Here is a 20,645-nt window from a genome sequence, read left to right as displayed (position 1 = left end):
ATTGGATTTATCTTGTTCAGCGTGCGCGTTTTATTGATCCAAATCAATACTCAAAGTTGGTGGTTCTCGTTAAATACGCCACAATATCTAGTGTTAGTTAAACGATAAATCGCTCTATATAGTGTGTTTGTGGATAAGTCTGTGAATACCTCAAGAGTAAGGAGAAGTGGTGAAATCAATCGTAATCAAGCGTGATGGCTCAAGAGCTCCATTCAGTAGAGATCGTATCCAAGCTGCAGTGGAAGCAGCATCAGACAAAGCCGATAAGGAAATTGCTATTTATGCTCTGAATGTGGCATTAGCAGTTGAGTTGAAGCTCGAAGACTACGATGAAGTTCATATTTCTGAAATTCAGACTTTGGTCGAGAATGAGCTAATGCAGGGACCGTATAAGTCTCTGGCTCGTGCCTACATTGAATATCGTCATGACCGCGACATCGCACGTGAAAAGCAAAGCGCTTTAACTCGTGAGATCGAAGGCTTGATCGAAGAAAGCAATGTTGATCTGATCAATGAGAATGCCAACAAAGACGGTAAAGTTATCCCAACTCAGCGTGACTTACTGGCGGGTATCGTGGCTAAACACTATGCAAAAACTCACATTTTGCCGCGTGACATCGTACAAGCTCACGAGTGTGGTGACATTCATTACCACGATCTAGACTACGCACCGTTCTTCCCAATGTTTAACTGTATGCTTATCGATCTGAAAGGCATGTTAACGCATGGCTTCAAGATGGGTAATGCGGAGATCGACACGCCTAAGTCTATTTCTACAGCAACAGCAGTAACCGCACAGATCATCGCGCAAGTCGCGAGCCACATCTATGGCGGTACTACGATTAACCGTATCGATGAGGTTTTAGAGCCTTACGTTATGGCGAGCTACGAGAAGCATTTATCACTAGCGAAAGAGTGGGACATTCATAGCCCAGAAGCTTTTGCTATCTCTCGTACAGAGAAAGAGTGTTACGACGCGTTCCAATCTTTGGAATACGAAGTAAATACGCTACACACGGCTAATGGCCAAACTCCATTCGTTACGTTTGGTTTTGGTCTAGGCGAAAGCTGGGGTTCGAAACTTATCCAGCAATCTATCTTGAAAAACCGCATCGCAGGTTTGGGTAAGAACCGCAAAACAGCGGTATTCCCTAAACTGGTGTTTGCAATCAAAGATGGTTTGAACCACCAGAAGCAAGATCCAAACTACGACATCAAGCAATTGGCACTTGAGTGTGCGTCTAAGCGTATGTACCCAGACATTCTTAACTACGACAAAGTAGTAGAAGTGACAGGGTCATTTAAAACGCCTATGGGTTGCCGTAGCTTCTTGAATACTTACGAAGAAAATGGTGAGTTGATTCACGAAGGCCGTAACAACTTAGGTGTTGTTAGCTTGAACTTGCCACGTATTGCGATTAACGCGCAGCGTGATATGACTAAGTTCTACGAACTGCTTGATGAAAAACTGAAGCTGGCTCGTCGTGCACTAGAAACTCGTATTTCTCGTCTAGAAAACGTGAAAGCGCGCGTTGCTCCAATCCTTTACATGGAAGGTGCTTGTGGCGTTCGATTGAAAGCAGACGACTCCATTGCCGATATCTTCAAGAACGGCCGTGCTTCTGTTTCTCTTGGCTACATTGGTATCCACGAAGCAATGACTGCGCTTTACGGCACAGATGTTCACCTGTATGACGACGGCGAAATGCGTGCTAAAGCGCTTGAGCTGGTGGAATACATGAAGCGTGAAGTGGAATCTTGGACGAAAGAAACAGGTTACGCGTTCAGCTTATACGGTACACCAAGTGAAAACCTATGTAGCCGTTTCTGCAGCATTGATACCAAAGAGTTTGGTGTGATTGATGGCGTAACAGACCGTGGTTACTACACCAACAGCTTCCACTTAGATGTACAGAAGACAGTGAACCCATACGACAAGATCGATTTCGAGATGCCTTATCCAGAAATCTCTAGCGGTGGTTTCATCTGTTACGGCGAATTCCCGAACATGCAGAAGAACATCGAAGCGCTAGAAAACGTATGGGATTACAGCTACACACGTGTTCCTTACTACGGCACCAACACGCCGATTGATGAGTGTTACGAATGTGGTTACAACGGTGAGTTCGACTGTACAAGTAAAGGCTTTACGTGTCCTAAGTGTGGCAACCATGACTCAACCAAAGTGTCGGTAACGCGCCGCGTATGTGGTTACCTTGGTAGCCCAGATGCACGACCATTTAACTTCGGTAAGCAAGAAGAAGTTAAACGTCGCGTGAAGCACCTTTAATCTAACGAAGGATCTTAGTTAAGATCTGCGATCGTTAGCGAGTTAACTTAGAAGATCTACGTTTCAATAAATAAGATTGGTATCGGCGCTATGTCGATACCAATTCTTTTGTTTCAGTTCTTACAGCATTTCGCTTCAAACTATTAAGCAATAACGAGTTTTCAATACTGCCTTATGAATTATCATCAATATCACCCAATCGACGTTGTAAACGGCCCAGGAACACGCTGCACTTTGTTTGTGTCGGGTTGTGTGCACCAGTGTCGCGGGTGTTATAACCAGTCGACACAACGATTGGACTCTGGGCATTTGTTTACTCAAGAACTGCAAGACCAAATTATCGCTGATCTCAATGATCCGCGAATCAAGCGTCGTGGTTTATCACTTTCTGGTGGTGACCCAATGCATCCGGCAAACGTGTCTGAAGTGCTTAAGTTGGTTCAACGTGTAAAAGCGGAATGCGAAGGCAAAGACATCTGGATGTGGACGGGCTACGAGCTAGATGAGCTTGATGAAAAGCAGAAGCAAGTATTGGAATACGTTGATACCTTGATTGATGGTCGCTTCGAGCAAGATAAAGCGGATCCAATGTTAGATTGGCGTGGTAGTTCAAACCAAATCATCCATCGGTTTACTGACTTATAGCTTTACTGACTTATAAGATTTGTTCTGATTCAGTATTCTCGTAAACAGAAACAGAAACAGAAACAGAAAAAAGGGCTTCATCGTTAGCGCAATGCTACAAATCAGCCCTTGGGTGTGAGTTCTTTTGAATCTATCGCCGATACGTAAGTGTCGGTTTGGCGCCTGTTTAAATAGGAATGTTCTCAGGCTCGTCGATTAGGTTGTTTATCCATTTTTTGGATTGAATCCTCTTACTGGTTAGAACGATTTTGGCTAGTTCTTCCAGCAGAACAATCATCAAAACCCATTCTAGCGGCCACCCCCACACCAGCGCGGTAAAGTAGGCGAGGGGAATACCGATTGCCCATTGGCCAAACAGGTCGATGAAGACGCTGTAGTTGATATCGCCACCACTTTTCAGCACTCCGCCGATACCAACCATATTGAAGACTCTTAATATCATGCCGAGTGCCATGACTAAGGTAACGTTAACGGCCGTATCTTTGAGCTCTAAGTGAGTAAGATCGATCATGTATACGATCGCGGGTTTAGCAAACCAGCACAATAAGGCTAATAGAGCCGCGAGCCCACAGCTGACCAATACATACCCCCAAGCGGTATTTTCAACACGTTGATAGTTCTTCGCGCCGATCTCGTTACCTAGAATGATTGAAGCCGCGACGGCAAACCCCATGAACGCCGAGATTAAGATGCTTTCAACAGGCGATAACAGTGAAATGATCGCAAGCTCGCCAACACCCATCTGACCAACAATAACGTTATAAATCAGAATGCCACCCGCCCAAGCCGTGTCATGAATCAACATCGGAATCGCTATCTTGAAATACTTATTTCTATGCTTAGGCAATATTGCATCGCGCCAATTGCTTAGTGTTGGGAATAGGTGGGCGTAGTGTTTCTTTGCAATCACAAGCAGGGAAATAGTTTGAAAGAATCGAGACACCGTAGTACCGATTGCCGCGCCAACCACACCCAGTTCAGGAAAGCCAAATAAACCAAAGATCAATAATGCATTGAGAATCGCATTGATGATAATTGCCCAGATGCTGATCTTGGTAGGTAGTTTTGCTTCGCCGACCGATCGCAGTGCGCTTTCTAGTGGCACTACTATCGCGGTTCCAATAAGGCTGGCTCCTGTTATCCAAAGGTAATCCGTTGCCAATCGGACGTAATCAGGGTCTGAGGCCACCACAGACACGACTGATTCAGGAGCCAATGTATAAATGAACACAAACGGGATGATGGCGACAATCGACAATGCCCATGATTGCGCTAATGTGCGTCTAATTCCGTTGAAATCACCTGCGCCAAAATATTGCGAAGCTAGCACGCTCACAGCTCCGCTAATCCCCGATACCATGATCAAGTTGAAGAAGAAGATGCGGTTGCCAACGCCAACAGCGGCGGTTGCAGAATCACCAAGCTGATTGACCATAAAAATATCGACCACGCCTAGCAATGAAAACAACATGGTTTGCAGCGAGACAGGTAAACCAATGTGTAATAGTTTTTGCCAAAACTCTTTGTCTAAATGACGATATGTCGAGAGCATCGCATTTCCCCTCTAGTGAATATGCGAGAAGTTTATCGGCATTTGTTTTAACTGTATTGTTCAGGCTCATCACAAACTTTTGCCAAACTATCTATTTTCCAAAGCTATCGAATTACTTACGTGGTGACTCAGTTGCAGGCAAATCCAATGAGCGAAAAGTGAAATGAATGACAAGCAAGAACGGTATGAGATTTCTGAAAACACGCATCAAGAGTTTGTCGACCAAAGCCATGTATTGGCATTCGAAGAACTAGGTATCGTTCAGTGTGGGACGGCGTCGTGTCGAGATTTCTTTTCAGTGCATAGGAGAAACCAACAAAAACACATGTTGCTGTATACCGTGAGAGGAAAGGGTTGGTTAGAAAGTGGGGCGTGTCGCTACATTCTAGAGCCAGGGTCGTGTATTACCGTGCCTGCGGGCATTGAGAATGGATTCGGGATTGAAGAAGAAACATGGCAAATTGCATGGATCTTTCTCTCGCCAGATAAAAAATGGGAGGGTGTCGTGAGTGATGAAGTTAACTACACGCTTTCGCCAGCAGCTGAGGTGGTGTCGTCCTGCATTCATACCTTGCTCAGAAGTATTGCCTTACCCATCGATTTAGGAGGAGCAATTGCTAATCATAGTGTGGCTCAAATAGAATACATGATTAATGCGCCGGTACCGCAGCAACAGTCACGCAATTTGATTCGTTTAAGACGAGTGTTCGATAACGTACAAAAGCAGCTCCACAAGGAATGGAACGTTCATGAGCTGGCAGGCTTATTCCCGTGTTCAGAGCCCCATTTCCATCGTTTGTGCCAACGTTATTATTCACATAGCCCTATGACTCATATCATGCGCATGAGGATGGAGTATGCAGCACGCTTGCTGAAGTCGAGTGATTGGTCGATTCAACATATTGGCGAGATAGTGGGTTATCCCAATGCCGCTAACTTTAGTACTCGGTTTAAGGCGTGGTCTGGAATGACACCGAGGCAATTCAAACACAACACTTAATTGAAGTCGTAACAAAAGACTTAACAATAAGCGCGTTTATTTTGTGATTGGTCATTAAATACCCGAAATGTTCACTTTATCTTGGCTTAAAATGACCAATCTCTGATTACTTCTGGTAACTAAGCTCTTCTATTAAAAAATGTTTCTGATTTTAGTACGAAAATGTTAACGTGAAATTCAATACTTGAATTTCAAAGGGTTGTGACTTTCATGTTTTCACATCTACCAAAACCAACTTTAGATCCAATTTTATCTCTTTCTGTCGCTTACCGCGGCGATCCTCGTACTGACAAAGTCGATTTAGGCATTGGCGTTTACAAAAACGACCAAGGCGAAACACCGATCATGAAAGCCGTTTCTATGGCTCAAGACATTGTTGTCGATACTCAGAAAACCAAAGCTTACGTTGGCCTAGCAGGCTGTGAAGAGTTTAACCAGAGCATGGTTGATCTACTGCTTAAAGGGACTTCAGCAATGGATCGCGTTGCTGCGATTCAAACACCAGGTGCAAGTGGTGCACTTCGTATGTTGGGCGACTTAATGAAAGTCTCTCAACCAGACACCACCGTTTGGATCTCAAACCCAAGCTACGTTAACCATAAACCGGTGATGGAAGCAGCGGGCTTAAAAGTTCGATACTACAACTACTTCAGTCCGGAAACGAAGCAAGTTGATACTGCGAAAATGTTGGATGATCTTTCAAAAGCGGGTCCATCAGACGTGGTACTACTGCACGGTTGCTGTCATAACCCAACGGGTGCGGATATCAACTTTGAAGCATGGCAGGAAATCACCAAGTTATCTCAGAAGAATGGTTTCTTACCGTTCGTTGATATTGCCTACCAAGGCTTTGGCGATGGCCTAGAAGAAGACGCCAAAGGTCTTCAACACATGGCTAACAACGTAGAAGAGATGCTGATTACTACGTCTTGTTCAAAAAACTTCGGTTTGTACCGTGAAAGAACGGGTGCAGCGATTGTGATTGGTAAAAACAGCGAACACGTTGGTAACGCGAAAGGTAAGCTTCTAACGCTTGCTCGTTCAACTTACACAATGCCGCCTGATCATGGTGCCGCTTTGGTTAAAACAATTCTTCAGAATCAAGAGCTAACATCGATTTGGAAGCAAGAATTGAGTGAAATGCAGCAACGTTTGTTAAATCTGCGCCAAAGTTTATGTGATGAATTGCGAAATACTTACAACACGTCACACTTTGACTTCATTGAAAGCCATAAAGGTATGTTTAGTGTACTAGGCTTTAAAGAAACTCAAATGAATCAATTACGTGAAGAATATGGAGTCTATGGTGTTGGCGACGGACGCATCAATATCGCAGGCCTTTCTGAATCCCATATTCCTTATGTAGCTAAAGCGATAGCTAACGTTTCGAAATAAAAGGTGACTGAATGTATAATTGGAAAGCGATTGTAGTTTTAATGCTAAGTGGTGGCCTATTTGCTTGTTCGACGACGACTCAAGTTCCTGTCGAGCCAGAGCAAAAGCCTCAAGTAGAACAACCTGTTGTGGATGACTCTTCAAAGACTGACGCAACTGAAGGCGAGAAAGTAACGGAACCTACAGAGAAGCCAGAAGAAGTAAAACCAACTGAGCCAGAAGTTAAACCTGAGCCAGTTGAAAAGCCACCAGCAAAACCGTTAAAAACGGATGATGGAAAACTGATTCTTGGTGAAGAAGAGTGGGTGTTTGTTCCTGGTTTGAAAGAAGCATTTAAAGCTCGTATTGATACAGGCGCAACAACATCTTCGATCAGTGCTGTAGATATCGTTGATTTTGAGCGTGACGGAAAAGACTGGGTTAAGTTTAAAATTGAACATGACGGTATCACAACCAAAGAGATCAGTTTACCGGTAGAGCGTTGGGTTAAGATCAAGCAGTCGAGCGCGGAAGGCACACAACGACGTGCTGTTGTCGTAGCTTCAATTCAAATCGGCGAGCTGAAAGACAAAACTGAGTTTACGTTAGCAGACCGAACGCATCTTTCTTTCCCTATTCTATTGGGTAGAAGTTTCTTTAGAGATGTTGCGGTAGTGGATGTAAGCCAAAAGTACGTTCAAAAGAAAATTACTAAATAACACTTCGTCTCATAATCAGGGCTTTTAGACTTGAAGAGAGATAGTTTTAACAGAACACTTTAGTGTCGATAAATAGAATCCCCGTCAGTTCAACTGGTGGGGATTTTTCTATTTACACGTTAATAACGTATGAAAAGCATCTAAATGGTCTATGTTTACGATTCGTTTACGGTTTGGCCTCGACAACGTGATCGAGATCTCTATATAATCCGCGCTTCGATTTTTGTTTAATCCATACTTTCGTACTTCTTATTTAGGTTCTTGAAATAGCCTAATAATTATCTGTCAGTACACGCTTAGGAATTAGTTCTTTGATATCTACCGCGAACATCACAATGCAATTTGGCGCAGAGCCGCTGTTTGAAAACATCTCTGCTAAATTTGGTAACGGCAACCGCTATGGTTTGATCGGCGCCAATGGTTGCGGCAAGTCAACGTTCATGAAAATCCTAAGTGGTGCATTAACGCCAAGCTCGGGCAACGTTTCTATCACTCCAGGAGAAAAGCTGGGTGTGCTAAGCCAAGATCAGTTCGCTTTTGAACAATACAGCGTTATCGACGTTGTGATCATGGGTGACAGAAAACTGTGGGAAGTAAAACAAGAACGTGACCGTATTTACTCTTTGCCAGAAATGAGCGAAGACGATGGTATGAAAGTCGCTGAACTTGAAAGTGAATTCGCTGAAATGGATGGCTACACAGCTGAAAGCCGTGCAGGTGATATCCTAATTCAAGCGGGTATCGAAGAAGAGTTCCATTTCGGCCTAATGCAGCAAGTTGCTCCAGGTTGGAAACTGCGTGTGCTTCTGGCGCAAGCTCTATTTGCAAACCCAGATATTCTGCTTCTTGATGAACCAACCAACAACTTGGACATTCACACGATCAACTGGCTTGCTGAAGAGCTAAACCAGCGTAAATGTACAATGATCATCATTTCGCATGATAGACACTTCCTGAACTCTGTGTGTACGCACATGGCTGATATCGACTACGGTGAGCTACGTGTTTACCCTGGTAACTACGAGTACTTCCTAGAAGCTTCTGGTTTGATTCGTGACCAACTTCTAGCAAACAACGCTAAGAAAGCGGCTGAAATTAGCGAACTTCAAGATTTCGTTAACCGTTTTGGTGCAAACGCATCTAAAGCGAAGCAAGCAAGTTCACGTGCTAAGAAAATGGACAAAATCACGCTTGATGAAGTGAAATCATCGAGCCGTATGAGCCCATCAATTGATTTTGGTGAAGGCAAGAAATTGCACCGTCAAGCGCTTGAACTTAAAGAGCTTAGTCACGGCTTCGATGGCGAAACACTGTTTGCTGGTGGCAACTTGCTGCTTGAAGCGGGCACACGTCTTGCTGTTATCGGTGAGAACGGTGTGGGTAAAACCACGCTGCTACGTTGCCTAGTTCAAGAACTAGAGCAAAACGAAGGTATCGTTAAATGGTCTGAAAACGCATCGGTAGGCTACTGCCCACAAGATAGCACGACTGACTTTGACAACGACCTGAGCATCTTCGATTGGATCTCTCAATGGCGCACAGTGAAGCACGATGATCTTATGGTACGTGGCATTCTAGGTCGTCTATTGTTTACTGCTGATGACGCGAACAAGAAAGCGCGTAACTGTTCTGGTGGTGAGAAGAACCGTCTGTTGTTCGGCAAGCTAATGATGCAAGACATCAACGTGCTGGTAATGGACGAACCAACGAACCACATGGACATGGAAGCAATTCAAGCGCTTAACGATGCGTTGAAGGTTTACACTGGCACACTTATCTTCGTAAGCCATGACCGTGAGTTCGTTTCTTCTTTGGCGACACACGTTATTGATGTGAAAGACAAGCAACTGGTTAGTTTCCAAGGTACTTATGAAGAGTACTTAGATCATCAGAAAAAGATGCTGATGGTTAATTTATAAAGTAAGTCGCTGGCTTAGGGCGTGAACGACTAAAAGCCAGCGAAACTAACAAACAAAAAAGCCCCGAACATTAATGTGTTCGGGGCTTTTCTATGTAATTTGTACAGCTATTTATTACTTAGTGACGAAACCTTAGCTTATCAATAAAACCTAGGCAGCTAATTCAGTTTAGAAGCCGAATCGAGCAGACATTAAGATTTGGTGGCCATAAGTACCGTTGTTTCGCATATCAAGGCCAACAGACAGTTGATCCGTTGAGTGAAAGCGAGCGCCGATACCAACAACTGAGCGAGAGTCGTCGTTGTCGATCAGTTGACCAAGGCGCGCGTTAACTTCAACGTTTGCCATTAACCACGCTCTCAAACCGATGTTGATTTCAGTCTTGATGTGATTGTCGTCATTACGTTCAATGTTGTGTAGTAGCATTTGACCAGTAACGTCAGCAAATTGATTAATTGGGCCGTTGAACCCCATACCTACCGCTGCATCCCAGTCACTTTCAAATTCTGAATCGATACGAGCAACAAAGTGAGAGTTCTGAGTGAACATTGTTGTGACTTCACCACCGAAAGTACTTGGGCTAGTACCCATGCGTAGCTCGAATGTGTTGTAGTTAAAGTTGTTTGCAGACGCAGAGAATGAACACAGTGCAGCTAGTCCTAAAAGGACAGTCTTATTCGTGCAACCTAGCATGGTGACTCCATATAAATTGTATTTTTCGGCAGTATAATACAAAAAAGCCTGCAATATGCAGGCCAATTATTTGAAGTCAGTATGTTTTGTATTTATCGCTTATAGAACTTGGATATGATCCACTTCGATTTCCGGTGTCTTGCCGCCTTCATATTCACCAAAGATGCGTACTTTAGTATCAGCAGTTAGCGGTTGCGCTAGGCGGATATCATCATCTAATTCGATTTGAATTTCACTCTGTCCATCAGAGAAGACAAATGTATCATTCTTTAGCTGACGAACAATCTTGCCATCTACAATCGCTTCTTGCTCTGCGAACATGCTTGTGTCTGCAAGTAGTGTCGCAACAGAAACGGTTTCAATCGGCCCTGTGTAAGCGATAGCGCTCTCATGCTTGCTATTGCTATTGCTGCTGTGGTGGTCACTAGCCATTGCGAAAGTAGGGGCAAGGATAATAGTAGATGCGATAGCTAATACAGTTTTTTTCATGGTGAATCCCTTAATGTTGTTTTTAGTAGAAACGTTTTTCTGAATTTGAAACGTTTCTTTTCGTTAGTACGTTTTATTTGTTAATGCGCTGCTTATCGTTCATAAGCTTCGTTTCGATGGAGCTATTAAACAACACTGGGGTTGAATCCAGAGTGAGTAACACATTCATTTTCCATTCATTTTATTGAGCATCTACTCGGCAATGACGTTAAGATGGAGGCAGAGAAATATTGGCTACAGCTATAAATTAAGAAATTAAGAAATTAAGAAATTAAGGATTTAAGTACAGATGCGATCACCGTTAAACGCCCTTATGGTTCAAGGGACAACGTCAGATGCCGGAAAAAGTGTTTTGGTGGCAGGTTTATGCCGTGTTTTGGCAAGGAAAGGAATCAAAGTGGCACCTTTTAAGCCACAAAACATGGCGTTAAACAGTGCGGTGACAAAAGATGGCGGCGAAATTGGCCGCGCTCAAGCCGTTCAGGCGCAAGCTTGTAACATTGAACCTACTGTTCACATGAACCCGGTATTGCTAAAACCCAATTCAGATACTGGCGCACAAGTGATTCTGCAAGGCCGAGCGATCAGTAATATGGAAGCTACGGGTTATCATGATTACAAGAAAGTGGCGATGGATACCGTTATTGACTCATTTGACCGACTTTCTGAAGAATACGAAAGCGTGATGATTGAAGGTGCGGGTAGCCCAGCCGAGATCAATCTTCGCGAAAATGATATCGCTAACATGGGATTTGCTGAGAAAGCGGACATCCCAGTGATCATCGTTGCCGATATTGACCGTGGTGGCGTTTTTGCGCACCTCTACGGCACATTAGAGTTGTTATCTGAATCTGAACAAGCTCGCGTAAAAGGCTTTGTGATAAACCGCTTTAGAGGCGATATCGCGTTACTTCAATCTGGACTTGATTGGTTAGAAGAGAAAACCGGCAAGCCAGTAATTGGTGTATTGCCATATCTGCATGGTTTTAACCTAGAAGCGGAAGATGCCATTACCTCAGCCCAAGAGTCTGACGGAGAAGCTAAACTTAAAGTCGTGGTGCCAGTGCTAACCCGAATCAGCAACCATACGGACTTCGACGCGTTAAGATTTAATCCTTCTATTGATTTACGTTATGTCGGTAAAGGTGAACGTGTAAACAATGCAGATTTGATTATCTTGCCGGGTACAAAATCGGTAAGAGCAGATTTGGATTACCTAAAACAACAAGGCTGGGATAAAGATATTCAGCGTCATCTACGCTTGGGCGGCAAAGTGATGGGTATTTGTGGTGGTTACCAGATGCTAGGAAATATCATCCACGATCCAGATGGCGTTGAAGGTGAGCCAGGAAGCAGCGAAGGGTTAGGGTATCTCGATACAGAAACGACGCTAACACAACAGAAAACCTTAACCAACGTACGCGGCACCATGACGCTGGATGGAAAAACAGCAGAGGTAAAAGGGTATGAAATCCACGTAGGTAGGACTGATGTCAAAGAAACAGTATTACCGGTTCAGTTAGAATCTGGCAGCCTAGATGGGGCTGTGAATCAAGATAACTCGATTTTTGGTACTTACCTGCATGGCGTATTCGATAACAGCGATGCGTTGTCGCTTATTTGCGAATGGGCAGGAGCCAACGATGTAACAGCGATTGACCATGAACAGCTTAAAGAGCTGGGTATCAATCGAATCGCTGATGCCATCGAAGAGCATTTAAATCTTGACTTGCTTTGGCCGGAATTAACCATTTAGGTCTGAATTTAAAAGCTTTAGCTTGAACTCAAAAGCTTACGTCTGACTTAAAAGCGAGCTCAAGAACTGAAACGAACAATAGATAAGTGATCACAATGAAAAAGCGAGTCATCCTTTTAACCATCGCCTTAGCATCGGCATTGAGTTCTAGTCATCTTTTGGCTGCGGAAAAGCTACGAGTTTACGCTGCATCGTCGATGACGAATGCGGTTAACTTGTTGGTCGAAGAGTTTGAGAAAGATCATTCTGTCGATGTTATTCCAGTCTATGCGAGCACGTCATCTTTGGTACGCCAAATCGAAAGAGGCGCGCCAGCAGACATCTTTATCTCGGCAAACGAAAAATGGATGACGCATTTAGTCGATCGTCAATTGGTTTCTAGTGACAATGTCACAAACTTGTGCGAAAACGAACTGGTGCTGATTTCCCCGAAAGAGACGCCAATATCGTTGGATCTCTCAAACGGTGACCAATGGGCTAAACTACTAACGAATGAAAGACTTGCGGTTGGCAATACTATGTCGGTTCCTGCAGGTATCTATGCGAAAGAAGCGCTAGAAACGTTAGGTGTCTGGGACGATGTGAAGACTCGATTGGCACCAAGTAACAATGTTCGTATGGCATTGGCTTTGGTAGAGCGTAGTGAAGCTAAGCTTGGCATTGTCTACAAAACAGATGCGTTGCTTTCTAAAGAAGTGAACCTCGTGTCGACGTTCCCATCAAATTTACATACGCCAATACGTTACCCTGTAGCGAAATTGAGCGATAAAGTCGTCGCAGAAGAGTTTTATACTTTCCTTAATAGCGAAAAAGCGAAGGACACCTTGAACAGTTTTGGATTTGAAGTGCGCTAAATGATGTATTTATCGGAATACGAATACCAAGCCTTAATGCTGAGCTTGAAAGTCGCTGGGTTTGCCATCTTGTGGCTTATTCCTATTGGCATCGGCTTGGCATGGTTGCTTGCTAAGAAACAATTTGTGGGCAAAAGCATTGTAGAAAGTATTGTCCATTTGCCTTTGGTGCTTCCACCTGTGGTCATCGGTTACTTGTTGCTAGTGATGATGGGCAGACAAGGCGTTATTGGCTCTTGGCTTAATGACGTGTTTGGTATCGTATTCAGTTTTAGCTGGAAGGGCGCGGCACTCGCGTGTGTTGTTGTCGCGCTGCCATTGATGGTTCGTTCTATTCGTCTGAGCCTAGAAACCGTAGACAGTAAACTGGAAGAGGCCGCGGCCACATTGGGCGCTTCACCTCTTCGTGTGTTTTTCACCATCACTTTACCCTTGATGATCCCTGGGATCATTACCGGCACCATGCTTTCATTCGCAAGAAGCCTAGGTGAGTTTGGTGCGACCATCAGTTTCGTTTCAAATATTCCCGGTGAAACTCAAACCATTCCATTGGCCATGTATACCTTTATCGAAACCCCTGGCGCGGAGATGGAAGCGGCGCGTTTGTGTGTCATTTCAATTGTGATAGCGCTCGGTTCATTAATGCTATCTGAATGGCTCAACAAAAAGTCAGCAAAACGCTTGGGAGGGAACGCATGAGTGCTTTGATCCTCCAATATCAGCAACAGTTGGGTGAAACCTTTTTCGATATCGACTTAGAACTCCCTAGCAGCGGAATTACAGCGATTTTTGGTCGTTCTGGTGCGGGGAAAACCTCCCTCATCAATGCGATTAGTGGCCTTAAACAGCCAGACAAAGGCTTGATCAGCGTATCTGGAACTACTCTGTTTGACAGTCGCAATGGCATTAATTTGCCAACCCATAAGCGCAACGTTGGTTATGTGTTCCAAGAATCGCGATTGTTCCCGCACATGAAAGTCGCGGCGAATCTTAAGTACGGCATGAAAGGTACTGACAAAGCGCACTTTGAGCAAATAGTCTCGCTGTTGTCTTTGGACTCATTGCTTGATCGCTATCCAGCTCGCCTGTCTGGCGGTGAGAAGCAACGTGTGGCAATTGGACGTGCTTTGTTGTCTAAGCCGAGTATTTTGTTGATGGATGAGCCATTGGCCTCTCTCGACTTACCTCGTAAGCGTGAAGTGATGCCGTTTCTGGAAAACCTCTCTGAAACAGTGAATATTCCAATCATCTACGTGACGCACAGCCTTAATGAGATCCTACGCTTGGCGAATCACCTTGTGATCATAGAGCAAGGCAAAGTCATCTCGTCGGGTGTGACGGAAGAGGTATGGGCATCGAGAGCCATGCAGCCGTGGCAATCATTCTCAGAACAAAGTTCATTGTTTGAGGGGACGTTGGCTGAGCACAATGACGATTACGCGTTGTCTCGACTGAAGCTTGGTAAATCGACATCGTTGTGGGTTCAGAAGGTGTCGAGCGACATTGGAGCTGCGGTAAGGTTACAAGTTAGGGCAAATGATGTCTCTATCACGCTAGAACAGCCGCAAGGCACTTCTATACGTAATATCCTCTCTGTGACTATTAAAAGCGTAGAGACGCACCAGCAAGGCTCAAACAAGCAGAGTGTTGCAGTAGAACTGGAGCTAGAGCCTGGTTGTTACTTGTGGGCCACCATAACCTTGTGGGCTCTGGACGAGTTGAGTTTGGAAATCGGTCAGCAAGTCTACGCGCAAATTAAAGGCGTGAGTGTCGCTCAGCGAGATATTGCCGTCACGCACTGATTCAAGCACGACCTTTGAGGCAATGAGTGAGATAAGTTCGATCATTGTCTTTTCTATGTTTACTGCTTTTCAGCGATGTTTACTGTTTGTTAGCGAATTTAACGTTTGTCAGCGATGCTTACTGCTTGTCAGCGAGCCTAACGTTTGTCAGTGATGCTTACTGCTTGCCAGCGAGTGTAATACTTGTCTGCAATATGAATACTTCTCCGCGATATGAATATTGATCTTGATTCCATGAATGGATACATGCGTCACTTTTTTACGGTATAACTGCCAGTTTTGCGCCACACTGTATGAGTGTTAAGGCATATTGCTTATTTGTAAAATGTCAAAAGCGACACTGACAAGAGCTTCAGTGGCAAAAACACAAACATATTGTGAGCGAAACTCTCAAGCAACGAACAGAAAAAGCTGCAGGCACAAAAAAGCCGCATGTTTTAAATAACATACGGCTTAATCATTAAGTTTTCGTTAAGCATTCAACCCAAATTTAGGTGTGATGAATAGCTTAGCGGATGAAAACTTCTTTGAAATCACGCTTCAAGATAGCATCACGGCGCGCTTTCTTGATTTGCTTAGCCATGTCTTTTACACAGTTATGTAAAATTTGGTCAAGCAGTTGAGCTCGGTACTCTTCTTTTTCTTCATCAGACATGCCTTCTGGAAGTTTAAGAGTAGGGAACTCCTCCATCATGTTTACACCAGCGAAAGCTTGGCTAACAGAGATTAGAGCGTGGAATTGCTCAAAGTTGTCCAAAACATTTTGTGCGCTTGCTGGAAGGCTGCTCCAAGTTTCACGCACTGCTTCTTCAGACACCTCATGAATAGAAGTAACCATGTTGTGCATCTCTTTAGGCACTTCATCAAATTCGATAACTTGGCGAAGCTCTGGTGAGATAGTGGTTAAATCGATTTCTTGTACTTCGTTGTTTGTAGCGTCTGACATAGTATTTCTCTTTAAAAAGAAACAATGCTAAAAAGATCTGTAAAAAAGTCAATATAATATAGAGATTAGGGCATGATTTAAGCCCAAATTTGAGCTACTTTGAATATTCAACACTAGATAAAGGTGATGTGATGATAGAAAAGGGATCTTCGATGCGCATATTGCTGGTTGATGACGTTCAACTAGACAGGATGCAACTCGCTATTCGACTCAAGCAATTGGGTCATGTTGTAGAAGCTGTTGGTAGCGGAAAAGAAGCCCTGAATGTTTATTCTGATTTTGATCCTGAACTCGTGTTACTTGATATTAGCATGCCAGACATGGATGGATTTGAAGTGGCTAATGAGGTTCGTGGCCAATTCCCAGAATGGGTTCCCATCATCTTTTTGAGTGGTCATGAAGAGCCGGAGATGATCGCGAAAGCGATTGATGCTGGTGGTGATGATTATCTAATCAAACCGGTAAACAAAGTTGTTTTGAACTCTAAGTTGATTGCGATGCAGCGTATTGCGCACATGAGACGAGAGCTAAAACAGAGTACCGCCAAGCTCGAAGAACTGAATATTCTCCTTCAGCAACAAGCCAATGAAGATGGTCTGACTAAATTGTATAACCGTCGATATATGGATACTAAGCTTGAAGAGAGCATTGCATGGCACGGAAGACGTAATATCCCCATGACTGTCATACTTCTAGATGTAGACTTCTTTAAGCCTTACAACGATAATTACGGTCATATTCAAGGGGATAAGTGCTTGCAAGGGCTTGCCGGTACCTTGAAGCAGCTTTTTGTGCGTGCGGGAGAGTTTGTCGGTCGCTACGGCGGTGAAGAGTTTGTCCTTATCCTAAGTGACACAGACAGCGATGCTGCTATGTTGCAGGCGACACGTATAAAAGAAGCGTTGCATGAAATGAACTACGCTCATGAGCACTCAACGGTATCCGATAGAGTGACAGCGTCACAAGGTGTGCTCTCATTCGTGCCTGATGGGGGAGAATCTACCGCCTCTATTTACGAAAAGGTCGATCAAGCGCTTTACCAAGCGAAACAAAGCGGCAGAAATACCTTCATACAACGCAACATTTTGGAGCTTGCTCGTTAGTTGGCGAGCTCTTTGAGATATTTGAATTTATACTTTACTGGCGTTTTAGCTAGGAAGTGCTTTAAGTGATAAGAGAAATGCCAGATTCAAAGTCATTTTATGTGACTAACACATGTTGGACGCTTGCGGTTCCTCTATTTTTTACCGCGGCTCCTCTATTTTTAACTGCAGTGCCTCTATTTTTAACTGCAGTGCCTCTATTTTTAACTGTAGTGCCAACCACCGCTAATGCTAACTCCGTGTCTGATCTTTTCAGAAAGGAACTAGAGCAGCGCTTTGCTACCAGTGTATTACTTAACGATACCGATGTTTTTACTTTTGGTATTAATAACTTCGACCCGAACAAAGTGCTGAGTTTGGACAATGAAGACATTGGTTCGAACGATTCGGTGAGTCGTCGACAAAACATCACATCTCTCAGTCTTCCTTACACATTTGAATTGCCAAGTTACATTGAAGACAACCATCAAGAGGTAACGCTACGCCTGTCAGCGTTACGAATTGAGAATGATGTAGAATATGCGTCAACAATCAAAAGTGACTTTCAAAAAGAGTCGGTGATTTCTGGTTACGTGGCGTTTGCCAATGTGTCTCAACTTAACGAACACTGGAGTTTCAGCTCTGCAATTGGTAATCATATTTCTTATTACCGCAATGACTTCGAATATCGATCTCCATTACTTGAGCCTATTCAAGAACAGTTGGACGGGGTCTATTACAATACCGATGCATGGGCATACATAATTGAGCCCAAGATCAAGCTGACCTTTGAAGACAAAAATGATTGGGGAAGATACAAACTCAGTACCAGTTGGCATTACTTTAATGGCTTCGGATGGGGAGAAGCCAATAACGGCGATATTGGTCACCCTGAAGGTTGGTATATCGCCAATGAAGCCAAGATTTTCTATGATCTAGTTCGTTGGGATAAAAACATCACATCGATGTACTCGAGTATAAGAAGAATTGATATAGGTGGTGACACCGTGGCTTCTATGGGCACAACATCTTACTACGAGGGCAGCGTAGGTTGGTTGCTTAACCCAAACCTGTTTAATGACTGGGTCGATAATGTGGGAATAGGGTTTACGATCAATTACGGAAGCAGTTTGAAAGGTGGGAGCTTAGTTATTTTCTTTAACCAAGATTAAGCTCCCACTAGTCTAGTTATCGACACTTAAGCTATCGACACTCACGTTTAGCTATCAACACACAGCTTGTTTCGGCCGGTTTCTTTCGCTTTGTAGAGTGCCTTGTCAGCAAGCTTCAATACTTCTTCAGGATGCTTGGTGGTTGTACTATCAGACAGCCCAATACTCACCGTCACATTCACCACTTCCGATGGTTTCCCGTTCTGACCACGATTTTTGATACCCACTTCATGGTCATCAGGACGCTCGTGGCTATTACGAATGGTCATGTCGTAGTTTTGGATCTCTGAAATCAGAACTTGAAGGTGCTCTTTAGCCTGTTCCTTGTATTTGCCTTTAAAAATAATCGTGAACTCTTCTCCACCATAGCGATACGCTTTCGCACCACCGGTGGTTTCTCTAAGAATACGAGCCACCAGTTTCAGCACATCGTCGCCAATGTCATGGCCATAGGTATCGTTAAATGTCTTGAAGTGGTCGATATCAACCATCGCCATCGAATATTTACGGCCTAAGTGCTTCATATCGACTTCTAAGGCGTGTCGACCTGGGATGTTAGTCAGTTGGTCATTAAAAGCCATATCGTGGCTAGCAGACATCACATAGACGATGATCAGCGTGCCTGATAAGGAGAACATAGTGCTAGAGATGTACTGCACGTCAAAGAAGATGAACGTACAAGAGGACAGCAAGATAGTGCTATAAACGACAACATCAATAGAACGGTTGTACACCAGCACTAGGATGGCTGTAAGGCCAAGCAAGCAAAGGCTATACAACACCAAAACAAAAGGCAGTTTGGAGAAGTCTCTAACAATGAACAGTAGGCCTTCACTCCATGATTCAAAACCGCCAGCATGGAAATGAGAAACGATCAATTGTGCCCAAACCATAAACAGCACGAGAACGATGGCGTAAAGGAGCATCGACTTTGAATTGACACCGTTATCCGGGAAGGCATACACCAATAAGCAAGTGACCGGTACTAATGCCGCAAGTAACGACAGCTCTAATAAGGTGGTTCCAGTGTTCAAAGGGGTTTGCAAGCGAACTTGGATGATCAGATAGGCTACTAGCATGGTTAATGACACCATGGCCATGCGTCCTTGTCTGAATGTATGGCATAGCAAAACGGCAACGCTCAATAAGATATATGGAAGGTTGCTAGCAAACCCTAGGTTTGAATCCGTCACGAGAATGACGTTGTTCATACCAGCGAATAAAATTGCCAATAAAAATAGAGGGAAGCAAAATCGAAACATGCTCGACGTTACAAAAGAAGATGCCATTTACGTGGTGAGCCTAATTATACTGATGATCTTGTAATTTAATTTTATACGTAGGATACGGTTAAACAAGCGAATGCCAAGCTTTTTGCTTAAATCAGAGCAAAAACATAGTCATAGGTCGCTAATGATGCAACCATTTTTATATGTATTTGAGTTGCTATTAACCATAGAACCAACTACACAGTATATATGAGAAATTAATTAGTCGTTATAGTTAGTTAACATGCAGTTAGTAAATCTGTAGTAATGAGTAGGGTATAGTAAGGTAACAATATGTAGGTCGTTGCCAATCAGGCTAGAACTCGATCTGTCGTGATAGCTACAAATGGAGGTGTGGTATGCAAATTAGTGTTGATGTTCACAACTATATGGAAACTCTGGTGGGTCAGGTTTTGGCTACCGAGGAATATGTGTCTAGTTATAACAACGAACAGTTGGCTGATCTGGCGTGTTTGGCTTTAGGTCAACTTAAGCCCATCTATATTCGTTTCGATATCGATTTTCTTTCGGCATTGCCAGAAGACAAACTGGTACTCTATAAACGAAATAGTGAGATCGCGGTCAAGAATGCTGAAAGTATGATTATTGACGATAGAAGACGCGAACGTGACGACAATGTGCCCGTTATATTTAGTCAACACAATTTTGATGATGACGTAGAATTGCAATGGTATGAAAAGCCATTGTTGAACCGTAAACAGTCGTGATAGTTTAGGGTTAATACGGTCATTTAAGGAGTAAAAAACGTGGGATTCTTTTCTAGATTATTTGGTGGCAAAGAAAAAACCGAACAAAAAGTAGAGATTGAGCCAGTCGAATATAAAGGTTTCAATATCTATCAAGATGCCATTGCAGAATCTGGTCAATACCGTGTTGCTGGGCGAATCGAGAAAGAATTCGACGGTGAAATCAAAACTCATCGTTTTATTCGTTCAGATGTTGTTTCAAACAAACAAGATGCCGATGAATTGATGCTCAAAAAATCGCAGATGCTCATCGACCAAATGGGCGACAATATATTTAGCTAACCAAATAGGGTTAGAATTGATGTTGGTCATAATTT

Annotated in this window: 19 protein-coding genes; 14 read left to right on the top strand and 5 right to left on the bottom strand. The window is 43.6% G+C overall.

Translation table 11 applies throughout. The features are described 5' to 3' along the window. Window positions 1-169 precede the first annotated feature (169 nt). Together nrdD and nrdG are read left to right on the top strand one after the other, a co-directional pair. A complete protein-coding gene (nrdD, locus tag OCU90_RS20070; RefSeq protein ID WP_061022849.1) occupies window positions 170-2,290 on the top strand; it encodes an anaerobic ribonucleoside-triphosphate reductase in 2,121 nt (706 codons plus the stop codon). A gap of 174 nt (window positions 2,291-2,464) precedes the next feature. Then, on the top strand, window positions 2,465-2,935 hold the full coding sequence (nrdG, locus tag OCU90_RS20065; RefSeq protein WP_017090409.1) for an anaerobic ribonucleoside-triphosphate reductase-activating protein: 471 nt from the start codon (window positions 2,465-2,467) through the stop codon (window positions 2,933-2,935). A 166-nt stretch (window positions 2,936-3,101) separates the two neighbouring features. Here the strand turns inward: nrdG and OCU90_RS20060 are convergent, their stop codons facing one another. Continuing rightward, a complete protein-coding gene (locus OCU90_RS20060; RefSeq protein WP_061022851.1) occupies window positions 3,102-4,487 on the bottom strand; it encodes an MATE family efflux transporter in 1,386 nt (461 codons plus the stop codon). Between the two features lie 163 nt (window positions 4,488-4,650). Between OCU90_RS20060 and OCU90_RS20055 the strand changes: the two genes are divergently transcribed. The 4 genes from OCU90_RS20055 to OCU90_RS20040 all read left to right on the top strand — a co-directional run bounded on the left by OCU90_RS20055 (window position 4,651) and on the right by OCU90_RS20040 (window position 9,499). Continuing rightward, on the top strand, window positions 4,651-5,487 hold the full coding sequence (locus OCU90_RS20055) for an AraC family transcriptional regulator (RefSeq protein ID WP_061022853.1): 837 nt from the start codon (window positions 4,651-4,653) through the stop codon (window positions 5,485-5,487). Window positions 5,488-5,697: 210 nt separating this feature from the next. Continuing rightward, window positions 5,698-6,882, top strand: a complete 1,185-nt coding sequence (locus OCU90_RS20050) for an amino acid aminotransferase (RefSeq protein ID WP_029224363.1) — start codon at window positions 5,698-5,700, stop codon at window positions 6,880-6,882. Between the two features lie 11 nt (window positions 6,883-6,893). Next, on the top strand, window positions 6,894-7,580 hold the full coding sequence (locus OCU90_RS20045; protein ID WP_017079253.1) for a putative ATP-dependent zinc protease: 687 nt from the start codon (window positions 6,894-6,896) through the stop codon (window positions 7,578-7,580). A 311-nt stretch (window positions 7,581-7,891) separates the two neighbouring features. After that, window positions 7,892-9,499: an ABC-F family ATPase gene (locus OCU90_RS20040; RefSeq protein WP_076648427.1), complete on the top strand. Its 1,608-nt coding sequence runs from the start codon at window positions 7,892-7,894 to the stop codon at window positions 9,497-9,499. A 168-nt stretch (window positions 9,500-9,667) separates the two neighbouring features. Here the strand turns inward: OCU90_RS20040 and OCU90_RS20035 are convergent, their stop codons facing one another. Both OCU90_RS20035 and OCU90_RS20030 read right to left on the bottom strand, forming a co-directional pair. Then, on the bottom strand, window positions 9,668-10,192 hold the full coding sequence (locus OCU90_RS20035) for a hypothetical protein (protein WP_054546838.1): 525 nt from the start codon (window positions 10,190-10,192) through the stop codon (window positions 9,668-9,670). A gap of 99 nt (window positions 10,193-10,291) precedes the next feature. Continuing rightward, window positions 10,292-10,681: a YgiW/YdeI family stress tolerance OB fold protein gene (locus OCU90_RS20030; RefSeq protein WP_017093584.1), complete on the bottom strand. Its 390-nt coding sequence runs from the start codon at window positions 10,679-10,681 to the stop codon at window positions 10,292-10,294. A 289-nt stretch (window positions 10,682-10,970) separates the two neighbouring features. Between OCU90_RS20030 and OCU90_RS20025 the strand changes: the two genes are divergently transcribed. The 4 genes from OCU90_RS20025 (at window position 10,971) to modC (ending at window position 15,093) form a co-directional block, all read left to right on the top strand. Then, window positions 10,971-12,437: a cobyric acid synthase gene (locus OCU90_RS20025; protein ID WP_061022855.1), complete on the top strand. Its 1,467-nt coding sequence runs from the start codon at window positions 10,971-10,973 to the stop codon at window positions 12,435-12,437. Window positions 12,438-12,532: 95 nt separating this feature from the next. Then, entirely contained in the window at window positions 12,533-13,291 is a 759-nt protein-coding gene (gene modA, locus OCU90_RS20020; protein ID WP_061022858.1) for a molybdate ABC transporter substrate-binding protein, read from the top strand. Further along, window positions 13,292-13,990: a molybdate ABC transporter permease subunit gene (gene modB, locus OCU90_RS20015; protein WP_004731040.1), complete on the top strand. Its 699-nt coding sequence runs from the start codon at window positions 13,292-13,294 to the stop codon at window positions 13,988-13,990. Then, entirely contained in the window at window positions 13,987-15,093 is a 1,107-nt protein-coding gene (modC, locus tag OCU90_RS20010) for a molybdenum ABC transporter ATP-binding protein ModC (RefSeq protein WP_061022860.1), read from the top strand. Before modB ends, modC begins: the two co-directional genes overlap by 4 nt. 508 nt (window positions 15,094-15,601) lie before the next feature. Here modC and OCU90_RS20005 read toward each other — a convergent pair. Beyond that, the gene (locus tag OCU90_RS20005) at window positions 15,602-16,039 is read right to left on the bottom strand and encodes a DUF3069 domain-containing protein (RefSeq protein WP_004731036.1); all 438 of its coding nucleotides are present in this window, start codon (window positions 16,037-16,039) and stop codon (window positions 15,602-15,604) included. 131 nt (window positions 16,040-16,170) lie between these two features. Between OCU90_RS20005 and OCU90_RS20000 the strand changes: the two genes are divergently transcribed. Beyond that, window positions 16,171-17,142, top strand: a complete 972-nt coding sequence (locus tag OCU90_RS20000; RefSeq protein ID WP_017079249.1) for a diguanylate cyclase — start codon at window positions 16,171-16,173, stop codon at window positions 17,140-17,142. Between the two features lie 77 nt (window positions 17,143-17,219). Continuing rightward, the gene (locus OCU90_RS19995; RefSeq protein ID WP_061022863.1) at window positions 17,220-18,293 is read left to right on the top strand and encodes a Solitary outer membrane autotransporter beta-barrel domain; all 1,074 of its coding nucleotides are present in this window, start codon (window positions 17,220-17,222) and stop codon (window positions 18,291-18,293) included. Window positions 18,294-18,340: 47 nt separating this feature from the next. Here the strand turns inward: OCU90_RS19995 and OCU90_RS19990 are convergent, their stop codons facing one another. After that, complete coding sequence (locus tag OCU90_RS19990) at window positions 18,341-19,582, bottom strand: GGDEF domain-containing protein (protein ID WP_061022865.1); 1,242 nt, start codon at window positions 19,580-19,582, stop codon at window positions 18,341-18,343. 338 nt (window positions 19,583-19,920) lie between these two features. Here OCU90_RS19990 and OCU90_RS19985 point away from each other — a divergent pair, with 338 nt between their 5' ends. Both OCU90_RS19985 and OCU90_RS19980 read left to right on the top strand, forming a co-directional pair. Continuing rightward, window positions 19,921-20,289, top strand: a complete 369-nt coding sequence (locus tag OCU90_RS19985) for a late competence development ComFB family protein (protein ID WP_004731025.1) — start codon at window positions 19,921-19,923, stop codon at window positions 20,287-20,289. Window positions 20,290-20,328: 39 nt separating this feature from the next. Beyond that, a complete protein-coding gene (locus OCU90_RS19980; protein WP_061022867.1) occupies window positions 20,329-20,610 on the top strand; it encodes an HlyU family transcriptional regulator in 282 nt (93 codons plus the stop codon). Window positions 20,611-20,645 lie beyond the last annotated feature (35 nt).

It is taken from the genome of Vibrio splendidus, from assembly GCF_024347615.1.
Lineage (GTDB): Bacteria > Pseudomonadota > Gammaproteobacteria > Enterobacterales > Vibrionaceae > Vibrio > Vibrio splendidus.
Note: the sequence above shows the minus strand (reverse complement) of the source record. Positions and strands in the feature narration are given on the sequence as shown.